Here is a 17,292-nt window from a genome sequence, read left to right on the forward strand (position 1 = left end):
GAACAGACAGCAGCGCGCTTCAAAACCGGGGTCATATTTTGAGCCCAAGCGCGATGGTGTGCAAGCCTTGTCTCCTGGTCGGCAGTTCGCCGTCCGCTTCAAAAACAGGTGAAAAAGACCACGGGGAACGCCGGTTTCGCGACCGGTGAACAGTAGACTATTGCGGGGGACGGCACTTCAGAAAAACAGACAGCACATGACACGGCAGCGGCGTGAATGTGGGCAGCGCAGCAGCCGATTTTTCGGAATAAATCTCAAGGAACAGGGCGACAGAGAGAGGGTCGATGAGGTACGATAGCGAGGGCTTGAACGGTCAACTCGAGGGTAAGACCGGCATTCCCGCAATCATAGTGGGGCATTGCGCAAAAACATCGGCCAAAAGCGCCAACAAGGGGGACGTTTTGAGCGACGGAACATTGGGCGGGCCGGACCCACAATCGGGAAAATCAGACAAGGAACCCGTCGCACATGATGCGGCATTCGAACGCGTCAAACAGCGCCTGCGCACCAAGATCGGCGCCGACGTCTACAATAGCTGGTTCGGCCGGCTGAAGCTGGACTCGGCGACCCGCAGCGTGGCGCGCATGTCGGTGCCGACCGCCTTCCTGCGGTCATGGATCAACAGCCATTATATAGACGACCTGATGGCGCTGTGGGCCGAAGAGGTTCCGGAGATCCTGCAGGTGGAAATCGTGGTCAGGAGCGCCACCAAGGCACCGGCGCAACTGCGCCCCGACGACGCTGCGAGCCCGGCGGCAAATCCCCGCAAGGCCACGATGCAGCCGATCGCCCGCGCGGTCTACTCCCAGGACCGCAGCAAACCTGCCCGCGCGGCCGGTTTCGCCGAGCAGAACGCCAATGGCAAGCTGATCGGCTCGCCGATCGACTCGCATTACACCTTCGACAATTTCATCGAGGGCAAGTCGAACCGGGTCAGCCTTGCGGCGGCCCGTGCGGCGGCGGACCAGGGCGCCAATGCGGCGCGCTTCAACCCGCTTTTCATCTATGCGTCCGTCGGTCTCGGCAAGACGCATCTGCTGCAGGCGATCGCCAATGGCGTACTCGCCAGCGAACCGAAGAAGCGCGTCGTCTACCTGACGGCCGAGTATTTCATGTGGCGCTTCGCCAGCGCCATCCGCGACAACAATGCGCTGCTCCTGAAGGAAACGCTGCACGACATCGACCTCCTGATCATCGACGACATGCAGTTCCTGCAGGGCAAGAAGATCCAGTCCGAATTCTGCCACCTGATCAACACGCTGCTCGACAGCGCGCGCCAGGTGGTGGTCGCCGCGGACCGGCCACCGCACGAGCTGGAATCGCTCGATCCGCGGGTGCGGTCGCGCCTGCAGGGCGGCGTGGCGCTGGAGATCGGCGCGCCCGACTACGAGATGCGGCTCTCCATGCTGCAGCAGCGTCTCGAAAGCGCCAAGAAGGACGACCTGACGCTCGAGATCTCCAGCGAGGTGCTGGAGCACGTGGCGAAGAGCGTCACGTCGAGCTTCCGCGAGCTGGAAGGCGCCTTCAACCAGCTGGTGTTCCGGCACTCCTTCGAGCCGGACCTTTCGATCGACCGGGTCGACGACATTCTCGGCCATCTCGTTCGGGTCGAGGACAACCGCAAGATCCGCATCGAGGACATCCAGCGGGCGGTGTCACGGCACTACAACGTGTCGCGCACGGACATGCTGTCCAACCGGCGCACGCGGGTGATCGTCAAACCGCGCCAGATCGCGATGTATCTGGCCAAGATGATGACGCCGCGCTCACTGCCGGAGATCGGACGCCGTTTCGGCGGCCGCGATCACACGACCGTGCTGCACGCGGTGCGCAAGGTGGAAGGCATGATCGCCGAGGACGGGCAGCTCGCCAAGGAGCTGGAACTCCTGAAACGGCTGATCGAGGAATAGAAAACGCGGTTCCGGCCGGGTGGGCCCAAGACCCTCCGGCCGGGACCTGTCATTTTCCCCAGCCTTTGACGGAACGCCCTTGCGTCAACCGCCCTCCGCGCTTGCTTTTCAAGGCGCAAGCCGCCACATTCGCGGTCCGAACCGGCGAGGACGGAGCGCCGATGAATTCACCCGAATTCGCACGCGCGCGTTGTCCCTTTTCACGCCGGCCCGTCATGAAGTCATCCAACCGGACAGCGAACCATGCGTGTCACCCTCGAACGAGCCAACCTGCTGAAATCCCTGAACCACGTTCACCGGGTCGTCGAACGCCGCAACACCATTCCGATCCTTTCCAACGTGCTCCTGAAAGCCGAGGGATCGGCGCTCGACATGAAGGCGACCGACCTCGACCTGGAGATCACCGAAGCCGCGCCTGCCATGGTCGAACAGGCCGGCGCGACGACGGTCGCCGCGCATCTTCTCTACGACATCGTGCGCAAGCTGCCCGACGGCACGGAGGTGATGCTGTCGACCGATCCCGACGGCAATTCGATGACGGTGATCTCCGGGCGCTCGAACTTCAAGCTGCAATGCCTGCCACAATCGGATTTCCCGGAGCTGACGGCCGGTGAATTCTCGCACACGTTCCGCCTCGACTCGGACGTGCTGAAGGAACTGATCGACCGCACGCAGTTCGCGATCTCGACGGAAGAGACGCGCTATTACCTGAACGGCATCTACATGCACACCGCCGAAGGCGACGGCGACATCGTGTTGCGCGCTGTGGCGACCGACGGCCACCGGCTGGCGCGCTGCGAGACGCCGGCGCCGAACGGTTCGGAAGCGATGCCGGGCATCATCATTCCGCGCAAGACGGTCGGCGAACTGCAGAAGCTGGTCGACGATCCGGACATCGCGGTGACCGTGGAACTCTCCGACTCGAAAATCCGCTTCACCATCGGCGCAATCGTTTTGACCTCGAAGCTGATCGACGGCACCTTCCCCGACTACCAGCGGGTGATCCCGACCGGCAACGACAAGGACATGCTGGTCGACCGGCAGACCTTCGCCTCCGCCGTCGACCGCGTATCCACCGTCTCCAGCGAACGCGGCCGCGCCGTGAAGATCGCGCTGGCCGACGGTCAGATGACGCTGACCGTCAACAATCCGGACTCCGGATCGGCGACCGAAGAACTCGCCGTCGGTTACGACTCCGAGCCGATGGAAATCGGCTTCAACGCGCGCTACCTGCTCGACATCACCAACCAGATCACGGGGCCGGAGGTGAAGTTCACGCTCGCCGACGCCGGATCGCCGACGCTGATCATCGACACCGCCGACGACCAGTCGCTCTACGTGCTGATGCCGATGCGCGTTTAGGACGCGGATCCGCGCCCGTGAGACAATGACGCCGGAAAGCCACCTCTCCGCGCTAAAGCTGACGGCGTTCAGGAACTATGCAAGCCTTTCGGTGCAGTTCGAGGCCCGGCACGTCGTGCTGACGGGCGCGAACGGTGCGGGCAAGACCAATTTGATGGAAGCCGTCTCCTTCCTGTCGCCCGGACGCGGCTTGCGACGGGCGCAACTCGCCGACGTCGCCACGGCGGGCACCGACGGCGGCTTCGCCGTCCACGCGACGCTTGTACGCGACGGCGACACATTCGCGATCGGCACGGGAACGGCGCTCGGCGAGCAGAACCAGCGCCGCGTGCGGATCAACGGCACGAATGCGAAAAGCGCCGACGAACTGCTCGATCTGTGCCGGATCGTCTGGCTGACGCCATCGATGGACGGGCTTTTCACCGGGCCAGCCTCCGACCGGCGGCGGTTTCTCGACCGCATGGTGCTGGCGATCGATCCGGCGCACGGACGGCGCGCGGCCGACTACGAAAAGACGATGCGGCAGAGGAACCGGCTGCTTGAGGACGCCCCCGGCGGCCAGACGGACGCGTGGCTCAGCGCGACCGAGGCGCAGCTTGCAGCGCTCGGCTCGGCGATCATCGCCGCGCGCCAGGAACTGGCCGGCCTTCTCGTCGCGATCATAGCGGAACGGCGCGGCTCGGGCGATCCGTTCCCTTCGGCGGCGCTCGCCATCGAGGGCGATCTGGAAGCCGCGGCGCGCGAGGGCGCGGCAGCGGGCGAGATCGAGGAAAAGCTGATCGCGGATTATCGCGACGGGCGCTACCGCGACCGCGCGGCCGGACGCACGCTGACGGGCCCGCACCGCGCCGAATTCGCCATCCGGCACGAACAGAAGGACATGGAGGCGGCGCGCTGCTCGACCGGCGAGCAGAAGGCGCTGCTGATCGGACTCGTGCTGGCGCATGCCGGATTGACGCGAACCGTTTCCGGCATGGCCCCGATCATGCTACTCGACGAAATCGCGGCACATCTCGACCCGGTGCGCCGCGCAGCACTGTTCGACCGGGTCGACGCCGTCGGCGGCCAGGCCTTCATGACGGGAACGGACCGGGCGCTGTTCGACGCGCTCGGCGAGCGCGCCCAGTATTTCCGGGTCGAAAACGGTGCCCTTGAATGCGAGGCGGACAATCCATGAGCGACGGCAAGCCCCTGAAGCCAGACGAAATCGAGCGCTATGCGCGCCACATCATCCTGCAGGAGATCGGCGGAGCCGGGCAGCAGGCGCTGAAGGCGGCGCGCGTGCTCGTCGTCGGCGCGGGCGGGCTCGGCAGCCCGGTGCTGCTCTATCTCGCTGCGGCGGGGGTCGGCACGCTCGGCGTCGTCGACAACGACACGGTGAGCCTTTCCAACCTGCAGCGCCAGGTGCTGCACGCAACCGGCGACATCGGCCGCCCGAAGACGGAAAGCGCGGCAGCAAGCCTCAACGACATGAATCCGAACATCGCGATCGTCGAGCACACGGTGCGGCTGACGGCGGAAAACGCCGCCGCGATCATGGCGGATTACGACATCGTCGTCGACGGATCGGACAATTTCGAGACACGCTACCTCGTCGCCGCCACGGCGGAGGAGCTGAAGCTGCCGCTGGTCGCCGGGGCGCTCGGCCGCTTCGACGGCAGCCTGACCGTGCTGATGCCGCACGCGACGAACGAAAAGGGCGAGCCCTGGCCGCGTTACCGCGACCTGTTTCCCGAGGCACCACCGGAAGGCACGGTGCCAAGCTGCGCGGAAGCCGGCATTCTCGGCGCGGTGGCGGGCGTGATCGGCACGCTGCAGGCGGTGGAAGTGCTGAAACTGATCACCGGCACAGGCGATCTTCTGGTCGGCAAGATCCTGCTCTACGACGCGCTGTCGGTGCGGTTCCAGACGATGAATTACAAAAGGCGCAGCTGACACGGACCGCGCCGCGGCGCGATCACACCATCGACGGCAGGACGCGGTCCGGCGGGCGGTCGCCGTCGGCCATCATGCGGATGTTGATGATGACCTTCTCGCCCATCTCGATGCGGCCCTCGATGGTCGCCGAACTCATGTGCGGCGACACGACCACCTTGCCCCTGCGGGCGAGGTCGCGCAGGCGCGGATTGACCGACGGCTCGTGCTCGAAGACGTCGAGACCGGCGCCGGCAATCTTTTCTTCCTCGATCAGGCGGATCAGCGCCTGCTCGTCGATGACGTCGCCGCGCGACGTGTTGACGATATAGGCGGTCGGCAGCATCAGCTCGAGGCGGCGCGCCGACAGGAGGTGGAAGGTCGCCGGCGTCGACGGGCAGTTGACCGAGACGATATCCATGTGGGCGAGCATCTGGTCGAGGCTTTCCCACCAGATGGCATCGAGTTCCCGCTCGATCGATTCCGACATGCGGTGGCGGTTGTGATAGTTGATCGACAGGCCGAAGGCGCGGGCGCGGCGCGCGACCGCGATGCCGATCCGGCCGAGACCGATGATACCCAGCTTCTTTCCGGAAATGCGGCGGCCGAGCATCCAGGTCGGAGACCAGCCCTGCCACTCGCCCTCGCCGGTCAGAACCGCGGCGCCCTCGGTCAGCCGGCGCGGCACGGCGAGGATCAGCGCCATGGTCATGTCGGCGGTATCCTCGTTGAGCACATTGGGCGTGTTGGTCACGGTGATGCCGTGGGTATGCGCCTCCTTTACGTCGATATTGTCGACACCATTGCCGAAATTGGCGATCAGCTTGAGTTGCGGCCCGGCCTTGCCGATCAGTTCGGCATCGATCTTGTCGGTCACCGTCGGGACCAGAACCTCGGCCGTCTGCATCGCCTCCGCCAGCGCCTCGCGCGACATCGGCGTGTCCGTCTCGTTCAGCCGGACATCGAACAGTTCCCGCATCCGCGTCTCGACCTGGTCGGGCAGCTTGCGGGTTATGACGACCAGCGGTTTTCTGCTTAGAGGCATTCCAACTCCCAGTAACGCGCCCGCATTATCAGATGCCGTCATGCGGCGTTGAGCGCTCATTAACCAAGATGGACCAGAATGGCGACCGGCCCGCTTGCCGTTCTCTAGCAAGGTGGCCGTGACAAGACAAAGAGTTTTGCGCGCGACCGCAGGCACGCCGAGCCGATGCCGCCCTTCCCGCGCCAGATGCGTAAAAAGGTCCGAGACACAATGCCACTGCGTAACGCCGGTTTCCCTGTTTCCGCCGTCACTTCCACCCTGTCTGCCGCCGTTCTTGCCCTGGGCGTCCTTTCCCTCGACGCTCTTTCGGCCGCGCCCGCAATGGCGCAGACCACCGGCTCGATCAACAAGGGACCGAGCGGCCTGCCGCTGCCGCGCTTCGTCAGCCTGAAGGCGACCAAAGTGAACCTGCGGGTCGGACCGGGCGAGGACTACGCGGTCGCCTACCGCTACGTGAAAAGCGGGCTACCGCTGGAGGTCATCCAGGAATATGACAACTGGCGGCGCGTGCGCGACGCCGACGGGACGACCGGCTGGATCTACGGTTCGCTCTTGTCGGGAACACGCACCGCGATCACGTCGCCGTGGCGCAAGGCGACGGGAACAGCGAAAGACACGGTGGTTCTCTACAACACGCCGGCGGCGCAGGCCGGTGTCGTCGCCTATCTGGAGCCCGGCGTCATCGGCAAGCTCGATTCCTGCGATGGCGCGTGGTGCGAACTCGAGGTCAAATACGACAAGCGGACGCTGCGCGGCTATGTAAACCAGGCCGAATTGTGGGGCGCCTATCCGGACGAAGTGATCAAATAGGACGGCGGCCGGTCAGCGCTTGCGGCGCAAGCGAATCACCACGTCGATATTGGCGACTTCCATGCCTTCCGGCGGCTCGGGAAGATTTTCCACCTTGAGGTTCGAGACCGGGACGTCGATCACCTCGCCCTCATCCTCGATGTAGAAATGATGGTGATCGGAGGTATTGGTGTCGAAATAGGTGCGCGTTCCCTCGACGGCGAGGATGCGCAGCATGCCGGCGCCGGTGAACTGGTGCAGCGTGTTGTAGACGGTGGCAAGCGAGACCGGCACACCGGAACTCACGGCTTCACCGTGCAGGTCTTCCGCGGCAAGGTGGCGGTCGCCCTTGGCGAACAGCAATTCGGCGAGCGCGACCCGCTGACGCGTCGGACGAAGCCCGGCACCCTGCAGCTTGCGCCGTATATCTGCCCCTGACTGACCCAAATTCCTACCCGGCGTTACGGTATCCTGCCTTAAGTCCGTGCAAAGATACGATTTATCCTGTCACTTGCAGTTGCCATCATATATTCGCTATGGCTTGAGCAATCAATAGGCGCACCTTTTGCCAAAAGGAGCGCTACTGGGTGTGCGTGCGCGCGCGACGGTGGGAGAATAGAGAGGTTTTTCAGCCGATGGCCGAACAGAAATCAAGTTACTCTTACGAAGAGCTTATGGCCTGCGCGCGCGGCGAGATGTTCGGCCCGGGCAATGCGCAGTTGCCGGCCCCGCCGATGCTCATGGTTGACCGAATCAGCGAGATCAGCGAGACCGGCGGCGAAAACGGCAAGGGCTTCATCCGCGCCGAATTCGACATCAAGCCCGACCTCTGGTTCTTCCCGTGCCATTTCATCGGCGATCCGGTCATGCCGGGGTGTCTCGGCCTCGACGCCCTGTGGCAATTAACGGGATTTTTCCTCGGCTGGCTCGGCGAACCGGGCAAGGGCCGCGCGATCTCGACCGGAGAAGTCAAGTTCACCGGCATGGTGACGCCCGAGACCAAGCTCGTCGAATACGGAATCGACTTCAAGCGCGTGATGCGCGGCCGGCTGGTGCTCGGCATCGCGGACGGCTGGGTCAAGGCCGATGGCGAAACGGTTTTCCAGGCGAAGGACCTGCGCGTCGGGCTTTTCCAGGAAAAGGCAGCCTGACATAACTGAAATGCGGGGCACGGGATCGCCCCCCGGAAAAGCCAGGGAGGCTTTCATGAAACGCGTCGTCGTCACCGGCCTCGGAATTGTCTCGTCCATCGGCAACAACGCGCAAGAGGTCACCGCCTCGCTGCGCGACGCGAAGTCGGGCATCAGTTTCTCCGAGGATTTCGCAGAACACGGCTTCCGCTGCCAGGTCTGGGGCGCGCCGACGCTCGACCCGAGCGAGCTGGTCGACCGCCGCGCGATGCGGTTCCTGTCGAAGGGCGCGGGGTGGAACCACGTCGCCATGGATCAGGCGATCGCCGACGCGGGCCTCGGGGAAACCGAGATCACCAACGAGCGCACAGGCATCATCATGGGCTCGGGCGGCCCGTCGACGCGCACGATCGTCGACGCCGCCGACATCACGCGCAAAAATGGATCGCCGAAGCGCATCGGGCCGTTCGCCGTGCCGAAGGCGATGTCGTCGACTGCGTCCGCAACGCTTGCGACATGGTTCAAGATCCACGGCGTGAACTACTCGATCTCGTCGGCCTGCTCGACCTCGGCGCACTGCATCGGCAACGCCTACGAACTGATCCAGTGGGGCAAGCAGGACAGGGTCTTCGCCGGCGGGCATGAAGACCTCGACTGGACGATGTCCAACCTGTTCGACGCAATGGGCGCGATGAGCTCGAAGTTCAACGACCAAGCGGCATCCGCCTCGCGCGCCTACGATGTCGACCGCGACGGCTTCGTGATCGCCGGCGGCGCAGGTGTTCTGGTACTCGAGGAACTCGAGACCGCAAAGGCGCGTGGCGCCAAGATCTATTGCGAGATTGTCGGATACGGCGCCACTTCGGACGGCTATGACATGGTCGCGCCGTCCGGCGAGGGCGCGGTGCGCTGCATGCGCCAGGCCATGGCCACGGTCGACGGCAAGGCCGACTACATCAACACGCACGGCACCTCGACGCCGGTCGGGGATTCGCGCGAGATGGCGGCGATCCGCGAGGTCTTCGGCGAGGAAATGCCGCATATCTCGTCAACTAAATCGCTGACCGGGCATTCGCTCGGCGCTGCGGGCGCGCAGGAATCCATCTACTCGATCCTGATGATGCAGAACGGTTTCATCGGCAAGAGCGCCCATATCGACACGCTCGACCCGGAATTCGAGGGCATGCCGATCGTGCGCGAACGCATCGACAACGCAAAGATCGACACGGTGCTCTCCAATTCGTTCGGATTCGGCGGAACCAACGCCACTCTGGTCTTCCAACGTTTCAACGGATGAGCGTCCGTAACGCGCTGAAAGGAAATACAGCATGAATGGTTTGATGGCTGGAAAACGCGGCCTGATCATGGGCGTGGCGAACGATCATTCCATCGCCTGGGGTATCGCCAAGGCACTGGCCGCGCAGGGCGCCGAGATTGCGCTGACCTTTCAGGGCGAGGCGTTCGGGCGGCGCGTGAAGCCGCTGGCCGAGGAGATCGGCTCGACCCTGCTGCTGCCGTGCGACGTGGAGGACACCGAAAGCGTGACGGCGGCGTTCGAGACGCTGAAATCCGAATGGGGGTCGCTCGACTTCGTCGTCCATGCCATCGGCTTTTCCGACAAGACGCAGCTCAAGGGGCGTTACCTCGACGTGACGACGCGCGACAATTTCGTGCGCACGATGGTGATTTCCGCCTATTCCTTCACCGAGATCGCTCAGCAGGCGGCGCCGCTGCTCAACAAGGGCGGATCGTTGCTGACGCTGACCTATGGCGGCTCGATGCGCGTCATGCCCAACTACAACGTCATGGGCATCGCCAAGGCCGCGCTCGAAGCGATGGTGCGCTACCTGGCGGCCGATTTCGGCGAGGAACAGATCCGGGTCAACGCCATCTCGGCCGGCCCGGTGCGCACGCTCGCCGGCGCCGGGATCGGCGACGCGCGGCAGATGTTTTCCTATCAGCAGCGCAATTCTCCGCTGCGCCGCACGGTGGATATCGGAGAAATCGGTCAATCCGCGCTATATTTGCTTTCGGACATGTCCTCCGGCGTAACCGGCGAAATTCACTATGTCGATTCCGGATACAACATCATGTCGATGCCCGTGATGGACGATCTGCGAAAACTTGACGCAAAGTAGTTGATAGCGAAATGACTTCGGCAGAACAGGGTACTGACGGAAAGGAAACCGCTTCTTAGGAAATACATGGCAACCTGCGAACTCTCGTGGGGTTGATATGAATTTCAATTCGGTAACAAGGCGATCTGAGCTGTTTCGCCTGATCACGATTTTTACAAGCGGTTTCGGTGCCGCCTCGCTGGCGTTCTGGGCCTTGATGCTGACGCGCATCGGCTCGGCGGAGACGTTTGGCCTTTCGCTTCTCGGCGGCGCCATTGCCGCCCTGGCAGCCTTCGCCGGTGCGGGATGCGCCCATGTCTATTTCCTGAGCCTGCAGAGACCGTCCAGATCCCAAGAGCCGTCGACCCTGACCGACCCGATGACGGAGTTGTTGTCGAAAAAAGGCCTGGAACAGGAACTGCTGCGGTTGTTCTCACCGAAAAAGCGCATAGGTCGGGGCACCGGCCGCTGGATGCTCGTTTCGGTCGAGATCGATGCCTTCCGGGACATCAACGACGCGCACGGCCTCGAGACCGGCGACACGGTGCTGCGCGTGGTCGCAGGCCGGCTGGCGCGACTGGTCGGCAAATACGGCCCGGTTGCGCGGATCGGCGGCAGCGAGTTCGCCTTCGCCATCGAATTGAGCCGCGATGACCATGAGTTGTCGGCGGTCATGTCGTCGGTGATCGACGAGGTCGCCAAACCGGTCAATGCCGACCGGAAAACGATCACGGTCTTCTGCACCGCCGGGCTGGTCGAACTGACCCGCGGGAATCTTTCGGTCGCCAAGACGCTGCGGCGCACCAAGCTGGCGCGGGCAACGGCGCGCTCGAGCGGGCTCGGCAACTGGGCGATCTATCACCCGGAAATGACGCGTAGCGCGAGCTACCGCAAGTGGATCGAGTCGGAACTGCCGCGCGCGCTCGCCAATGACGAATTCGATCTCGTCTATCAGCCGCAGGTCAACAACTTGTCGGGCAAGACGGTGGGATACGAGGCGCTGTTGCGCTGGACGCATCCGCAAAAAGGCGTCATTCCGCCATCGGAGTTCATCTGCGTGGCGGAAATGCGTGGCCTGATCGGCCAGATCGGCAAGTGGGTCATCCGTCGGGCCTGCGAGGATTCGAGGCTTCTCGACCCCGGCGTCACGATCGCGGTCAACGTCTCGCCGAAACAGCTGGAAAGCCCGTTTTTCGTCAGCGATCTCGCGAAAATCCTCGAGCAAACCCATACCGACCCCGGCCGCATCGAAATCGAGATCACGGAAAACATCCTGATCTGCAATCACGACGAGGTGCGAGAGCAGTTCGAGCAAATCCGCCATCTCGGCTGCTCGATCGCCATTGACGATTTCGGCACGGGCTATTCCAATCTCGGCTATCTGGCGGAATTGCCGTTCAGCAAGCTGAAGCTCGACCGGTCGCTCGTGGCGCGGCTCGGCGAGAAGGAAAATGCCGGCGCGCTGGTCTCGACGATCGTCAACCTGGCGCATGCCCTGGATGTCGCGATTCTCGCGGAAGGCGTGGAAACCGAGGACCAGGTCATCCTGCTCCGGGCGGCAGGCTGCACGCTGATGCAGGGCTATTATTTCGGCAAGCCGCTGCAGCTGATGCATTCCGACCGGACGGTCGTGCCGTTGGCATTAAAAGCCTAGGAAGACGTCTTCCGGTCACGGATTGCCGAAACGCGCACGCCAGCTTTCGTGACGGGCAGCATCGCGCCGCTCGTAACGATCAAGCGCCTTTTCGGCACTGTCCGCGAACCCGTCTTCCCGCCCCTCCGCAAGCATCGCGATCCGCATCGTGTACCAGGCGGTGACGGCGCCGGGCGTCGTCGCGGCGAACCGGGGAAAATGCGGATCGGGCCCAGAGCCCGGTATCCACTTGCCGGGCAGATCGGGATCCATGACGAATGCGCGGGCCAGACCGACGAAATCGACAGCGCCACTCTCCAGCGCGTCCGCGACCTGGGCCAGGGACTTGAAGCCACCGGTTGCCATTAGCGGCTTCGAGGTGCGGGAGCGGAGGCCGCGCGCGAAATCGACAAAGTAGGGACCTCCGCCGCGGCCGCCGCCAGCCGGCTTGGCGCCCGGGAAATAGGTCCCGCCGCTCACCTCGACCAGATCAATCGACGTCGCGTCGATGAGGCCGACGAGTTCCGCCGCGTCCTCTTCGTGGAGGCCACCCTCGAGCCTGTCGGTGCAGTTCATCTTGAGGGCGACCGGAAAACCGGCGCCGACAGCCGCTCTGACGGCCTCGATCGACTCCATGAGGAGGCGCACGCGGCGCGGCAGGGCTCCGCCCCAATCGTCCGTTCGCCGGTTGAACAGCGGCGACAGGAACTGCGACAGGAGAAAGCCGTGCGCGGCATGGATCTGTACGCCGGTGAAGCCGGCCGCCTTGGCGCGTTCAGCTCCGGCGGCGAAGAGCGCCGGGATATCCCTGATTTCGCCGGCTGTCATCTGCGCGCAGGAAAGGCCGGGCATATCGATGGCCGACGGCCCCCGCGGCCTTCCGAGCGGAGCATAGGCAAGCGCTCCGGCGTGACCCAGTTGTGCCCAGATATGGCCGTGGTTTTCGCGCCCGCATCCGGTCAGGCGGCTGAAAGGCTCGGGATCGGAATCCGGCGCCAGAACCAGGTTTCCCGGCTTTTCCAGGGCGAACGGATCGGTCTGAACCTCGCCCACGATCGCGGCGGCGGCGCCACCCCGCGCCCAGCGCTGATAGAGACATGCCTGATCCCGGGTCGGATTGCCCGCGCCGTCGCCGAGCGAATCGGACATTGCGGATTTGACGAGCCGGTTGCGAAGGACGACGCCACAGGGCAGCGCCAGCGGGCGGGCGAGAATGGCAGCGGCTTTCGTCGGCGCGGCGATGCGGGCCTCCTGTCGAACACTCCCCCGCATTGCAGTCTTTACAGAATGGCGGGTGTGTCAAATTTGCCCTAGCGCATCGCCTCGATCACCTTGTAGCCATCGCTCACCGTCTTTTCCTCGACCCGGCGAAAGCCCGAAGCCAGCGCCTGCTCATAGGGCAGCTTGCGGTTGGCTACCATGAGAAGCCGGCCGCCGGGCTTGAGCGCCTTCGACGCGGTGGCGATGAAGGCCTTGCCGATATCGGGCTCGGAGGCACGCCCGGAATGGAAGGGCGGGTTCATGACGACCCAGTCGAACTGGCGAGCGACCGGTTCCGAGGTCAGGTCCCACCAATGGGTCGAGACCGGGACGGCGCCGGACAGAGCGGCAAGGTTGCGTTCGGCCGCCTTCAGCGACGGGTAATGCGCCTCGTAAAGCGCAAGGCTTTCCGGCCGGCCGCGTTCCAGCACATGCGCGGAGAGATAGCCCCAGCCGCAGCCAAAATCGCCAACGGCGCCGGCAATCCTGTGATCGAAATGTCCGGCGAGCAGGACAGAGCCCGGATCGGGTTTCGCCGAGGAGAACATGCCGGGCGCCGTCTCGAAGCGGCCGTCGGCGAGGGCCGGCGCGGTCTCGGTATCGGCGAAGGCATCCGCCTGCGGCGCCGGGAACCAGAAAACGGTCGCGTGGTGCTTGGCGAGCGACCCGGCGATTTCGGCACGGTCCGCGACCCATTTGCGCAGGCTGGCGATGCCAAGCGTCTTGTCGCCGCACACGGCGACGATGCCGTCCGGCGTGGCCATGCGGGCGGCACGGGCGATCATGGCGTGGTTTTCGACCTTGTGCTTGCCGGCGATGACGAGGCAGCCGGCAAAGCGCTCGCCACTGGTATCGAGGTCCGGAAAGGCCTGGTATCCGGCGCGCTCCAAGGCCAGGAACTGCGGGCGGAACCCCTGTTCGCAAACAAGCGCCGCGCGGAATGCGTCGTCGAGCGGCGCGACTGACGCTGCGGCATTCAGGAAGGCCCAGCGCGCGCCCTCGGCCGGCGGATCGATATCGCCGGAGGCAAAGGGCAGGAACAATGTTTCGACAGCACCGCTCATAACCGGCCGACTTTCCCTGCTGACAAAAAAAGCGCGGGGCAATATGCCCCGCGCCGGTGTCCGTTTGAAGCGGTCGGGCCGATCAGTCGGCCTTTTCTTCGCGCGGGATTTCGTTGCCGGTCTCCTGGTCGACGACCTTCATCGACAGGCGGACCTTGCCGCGCTCGTCGAAGCCCATCAGCTTGACGAAGACCTTGTCGCCTTCCTTGACGACGTCGGTCGTCTTGGCGACGCGCTCCTGTGCGAGCTGGGAGATGTGAACGAGACCGTCACGCGGACCGAAGAAATTGACGAAAGCGCCGAAATCGGCGGTCTTGACGACCGTGCCCTCGTAGATCTCGCCGACTTCCGGCTCGGCGACGATGGAGTGGATCCACTTCTTGGCCGCCTCGATCTCCTTGCCGGAGGCCGATGCGATCTTGACCGTGCCGTCGTCCTCGATGTTGATCTTGGCACCGGTCTGCTCGACGATCTCGCGGATCACCTTGCCGCCCGAACCGATGACGTCGCGGATCTTGTCGACCGGGATCTTCATCTGCTCGATGCGCGGCGCGAACTCGCCGAGTTCCGAACGGCTTTCCGACAGTGCCTTGGCCATCTCGTCGAGGATGTGCAGACGGCCGTCGCGGGCCTGGCCGAGGGCGACCTTCATGATCTCCTCGGTGATGCCCTGAATCTTGATGTCCATCTGCAGCGAGGTCACGCCGTTGGCAGAACCGGCAACCTTGAAGTCCATGTCGCCGAGATGATCCTCGTCGCCGAGAATGTCGGAGAGGACGGCGAAATCATCACCTTCCTTGATCAGGCCCATGGCGATGCCCGCCACCGGCGATTTCAGCGGAACGCCGGCATCCATCAGCGACAACGAGGTGCCGCAGACGGTCGCCATGGAGGACGAACCGTTGGATTCGGTGATCTCGGACACTACGCGCAGCGTGTAGGGGAATTCCTCCGCGCTCGGCAGCAGCGGATGCACGGCGCGCCATGCCAGCTTGCCGTGACCGATCTCGCGACGGCCCGGAGAACCCATGCGACCCGCTTCACCCACCGAATAAGGGGGGAAGTTGTAATGCAGCATGAAGGTTTCCTTGTAGGTCCCCGTCAGCGCGTCAACGAACTGTTCGTCCTCGCCGGTGCCGAGCGTCGCGACGACGATCGCCTGCGTCTCACCGCGCGTGAACACGGCCGAACCGTGGGTCCGCGGCAGAACGCCGACTTCCGAGACGATCGGGCGAACCGTCGAAAGATCGCGGCCATCGATGCGGGTCTTGGTCTTCAGGATGTTGCCACGGACCACCTTGGCTTGCAGCGACTTGAAGACGCTTCCCACCTGCTCGGCGGTCCATTTGGCGCTTTCGCCTTCGGCCGGAGCGAAATGGCCCTTGACCCGGTCCTTGACAGCGTCAACGGCGGTGTAACGGTCCTGCTTGTCGGTGATGGTATAAGCCTTCGCCAGGTCGGCGGAAGCAATGCCGTCCATCTCGGCTTCAAGCGCGGAAAGATCTTCCGGCGAGAATTCGCGCGGCTCGTTGGCCGCCACTTCGGCGAGCTTGATGATGGCGTTGATGACCGGCTGCATGCCGCGATGGCCGAACATGACCGCGCCGAGCATGACTTCCTCGGAAAGCTCATTGGCTTCCGACTCGACCATCAGCACGGCATCCTGCGTGCCGGCGACAACGAGGTCGAGAACGCTTTCCACCATCTCGTCGACGTGCGGGTTGAGCACGTATTCGCCGTTGATGTAGCCGACGCGCGCGCCGCCGATCGGGCCCATGAAAGGCACGCCCGACAGGGTCAGGGCTGCAGAGGCGCCGACCATGGCCAGCACGTCCGGATCATTTTCCAGATCATGCTGCAGAACGGTCAGGACTACCTGGGTCTCGTTCTTGTAGCCGGCGGGAAAGAGCGGGCGGATCGGACGGTCGATCAGGCGCGAGGTCAGCGTTTCCTTTTCCGAAGGACGGCCTTCGCGCTTGAAGAAGCCACCCGGGATCTTTCCGGCGGCAAACGTCTTTTCCTGATAGTTGACGGTCAGCGGGAAGAAATCCTGACCCGGCTTGGCTTCCTTGGCGGAAACGACCGTGGCAAGCAGGACGGTTTCGCCGTAGGTGGCCATCACGGAACCGTGGGCCTGGCGGGCGATCTTGCCGGTTTCGAGAATGAGCGGACGGCCGCCCCATTCGATTTCGACTTTGTGATTGTTGAACATGTCTTGTCCTTGTTGTGCGGGGCATATCCGCGGCCCGGTGGCGGCGGTTCCCCTATCTTCGTTTTGAACGAGCGACGGGCAAGACGACAGGATGCTTGGGTGGGGTGTCTCAAGCAGCCGGCAATCCTGCCCCGAAGCTCCCTCGGGTCTGGCAGCGGTCCTTTCCTGGGGCCCGCCGGCCGGTTTCCGGATTCATGCCATCCGGAGAAGGCAAAAAGCGGACCGGCAGGGCCGGTCCGCCAAAAAATTAGCGGCGAATGCCGAGTTCAGTGATCAACTTCTGATAACGCTCGACGTCCTTGCGCTTCACGTAATCAAGCAGGCTGCGGCGCTGCGAGACCATCTTCAGGAGGCCACGGCGGGAATGATTGTCCTTCTTGTGGTCCTTGAAGTGTTCGGTCAGGTTGGTGATCCGTTCGGTCAGGATCGCAACCTGGACTTCCGGCGAACCGGTGTCACCGGCCTTGGCAGCGAATTTCTGGATGAGCTCAGCCTTGCGCTCAGGCGTAATCGACATCGTATGTCCTTTCGTTATGCGGAGCTTGCGCCCCAGTTGTTCGGGTAAGCCGCCCTGTGCCGGGATGTCGTCCAGCACGGGCCGTTATTCGCATTTTGGTGAATGCTGGCGCGCATATAAGCGAAATGAACCGGAAATACCAGTCCTATTTGCCTGCGCGCCAGCCGTGCACCGTCAGCGTGCGCTGATGATCTTGACCTCGAGGAAATCCTCGATGCCCCATTTGCCGCCCTCGCGTCCGTTGCCGGACTGCTTGTAGCCGCCGAAGGGGTGGCCGGCGCCGAGACCGGCGCCGTTGACCCTCACCATGCCGGCGCGCAGCTGCCGGGCGACGCGCTG

General features: G+C 63.9%; 16 protein-coding genes. 9 read left to right on the forward strand and 7 right to left on the reverse strand.

The features are described 5' to 3' along the window. Positions 1-284: 284 nt before the first annotated feature. The 4 genes from dnaA (at position 285) to IG169_RS19510 (ending at position 5,207) form a co-directional block, all read left to right on the forward strand. Positions 285-1,910: a chromosomal replication initiator protein DnaA gene (gene dnaA / locus IG169_RS19495; RefSeq protein WP_193177929.1), complete on the forward strand. Its 1,626-nt coding sequence runs from the start codon at positions 285-287 to the stop codon at positions 1,908-1,910. Between the two features lie 243 nt (positions 1,911-2,153). Further along, positions 2,154-3,272, forward strand: a complete 1,119-nt coding sequence (dnaN, locus tag IG169_RS19500) for a DNA polymerase III subunit beta (protein WP_193177930.1) — start codon at positions 2,154-2,156, stop codon at positions 3,270-3,272. 25 nt (positions 3,273-3,297) lie between these two features. Next, positions 3,298-4,449 carry a DNA replication/repair protein RecF gene (gene recF, locus IG169_RS19505; protein ID WP_193177931.1) on the forward strand — a complete coding sequence of 384 codons (1,152 nt, stop codon included), beginning with the start codon at positions 3,298-3,300 and terminating at the stop codon, positions 4,447-4,449. Further along, positions 4,446-5,207: a molybdopterin-synthase adenylyltransferase MoeB gene (locus IG169_RS19510; RefSeq protein WP_193177932.1), complete on the forward strand. Its 762-nt coding sequence runs from the start codon at positions 4,446-4,448 to the stop codon at positions 5,205-5,207. Before recF ends, IG169_RS19510 begins: the two co-directional genes overlap by 4 nt. A gap of 22 nt (positions 5,208-5,229) precedes the next feature. Here the strand turns inward: IG169_RS19510 and IG169_RS19515 are convergent, their stop codons facing one another. Further along, positions 5,230-6,231, reverse strand: coding sequence for a 2-hydroxyacid dehydrogenase (locus IG169_RS19515; protein ID WP_193177933.1), 1,002 nt, complete (start codon positions 6,229-6,231; stop codon positions 5,230-5,232). Positions 6,232-6,441: 210 nt separating this feature from the next. On the opposite strand from IG169_RS19515, the gene IG169_RS19520 reads away from it, so the two are divergent. Continuing rightward, positions 6,442-7,041, forward strand: coding sequence for an SH3 domain-containing protein (locus IG169_RS19520; protein ID WP_193177934.1), 600 nt, complete (start codon positions 6,442-6,444; stop codon positions 7,039-7,041). A gap of 12 nt (positions 7,042-7,053) precedes the next feature. Here IG169_RS19520 and irrA read toward each other — a convergent pair whose 3' ends face one another. Then, entirely contained in the window at positions 7,054-7,467 is a 414-nt protein-coding gene (gene irrA, locus IG169_RS19525; RefSeq protein WP_193177935.1) for an iron response transcriptional regulator IrrA, read from the reverse strand. Positions 7,468-7,655: 188 nt separating this feature from the next. On the opposite strand from irrA, the gene fabA reads away from it, so the two are divergent. The 4 genes from fabA (at position 7,656) to IG169_RS19545 (ending at position 11,921) form a co-directional block, all read left to right on the forward strand. Continuing rightward, complete coding sequence (gene fabA / locus IG169_RS19530; protein WP_193177936.1) at positions 7,656-8,171, forward strand: 3-hydroxyacyl-[acyl-carrier-protein] dehydratase FabA; 516 nt, start codon at positions 7,656-7,658, stop codon at positions 8,169-8,171. Positions 8,172-8,226: 55 nt separating this feature from the next. Further along, complete coding sequence (gene fabB / locus IG169_RS19535; protein ID WP_193177937.1) at positions 8,227-9,447, forward strand: beta-ketoacyl-ACP synthase I; 1,221 nt, start codon at positions 8,227-8,229, stop codon at positions 9,445-9,447. 31 nt (positions 9,448-9,478) lie between these two features. Further along, positions 9,479-10,288 (forward strand): enoyl-ACP reductase FabI, encoded by an 810-nt coding sequence (gene fabI, locus IG169_RS19540; protein ID WP_193177938.1) that lies wholly within the window; start codon positions 9,479-9,481, stop codon positions 10,286-10,288. Between the two features lie 97 nt (positions 10,289-10,385). Further along, entirely contained in the window at positions 10,386-11,921 is a 1,536-nt protein-coding gene (locus tag IG169_RS19545) for a putative bifunctional diguanylate cyclase/phosphodiesterase (RefSeq protein WP_193177939.1), read from the forward strand. A gap of 15 nt (positions 11,922-11,936) precedes the next feature. Here the strand turns inward: IG169_RS19545 and IG169_RS19550 are convergent, their stop codons facing one another. From IG169_RS19550 to IG169_RS19570, 5 genes are all read right to left on the reverse strand, one after another. Beyond that, entirely contained in the window at positions 11,937-13,172 is a 1,236-nt protein-coding gene (locus IG169_RS19550) for an oxidoreductase (RefSeq protein WP_193177940.1), read from the reverse strand. Between the two features lie 38 nt (positions 13,173-13,210). Next, entirely contained in the window at positions 13,211-14,224 is a 1,014-nt protein-coding gene (locus IG169_RS19555; protein WP_193177941.1) for a class I SAM-dependent methyltransferase, read from the reverse strand. Between the two features lie 82 nt (positions 14,225-14,306). Continuing rightward, positions 14,307-16,436, reverse strand: a complete 2,130-nt coding sequence (gene pnp, locus IG169_RS19560) for a polyribonucleotide nucleotidyltransferase (protein WP_193177942.1) — start codon at positions 16,434-16,436, stop codon at positions 14,307-14,309. 247 nt (positions 16,437-16,683) lie between these two features. Next, on the reverse strand, positions 16,684-16,953 hold the full coding sequence (rpsO, locus tag IG169_RS19565) for a 30S ribosomal protein S15 (protein ID WP_193177951.1): 270 nt from the start codon (positions 16,951-16,953) through the stop codon (positions 16,684-16,686). Between the two features lie 174 nt (positions 16,954-17,127). Further along, positions 17,128-17,292, reverse strand: a 165-nt coding sequence (locus tag IG169_RS19570) for an aldehyde dehydrogenase family protein (protein WP_193177943.1), incomplete at its 5' end; no start/stop codon positions are given.

The organism is Oricola nitratireducens, assembly GCF_014904745.1.
Lineage (GTDB): Bacteria > Pseudomonadota > Alphaproteobacteria > Rhizobiales > Rhizobiaceae > Oricola > Oricola nitratireducens.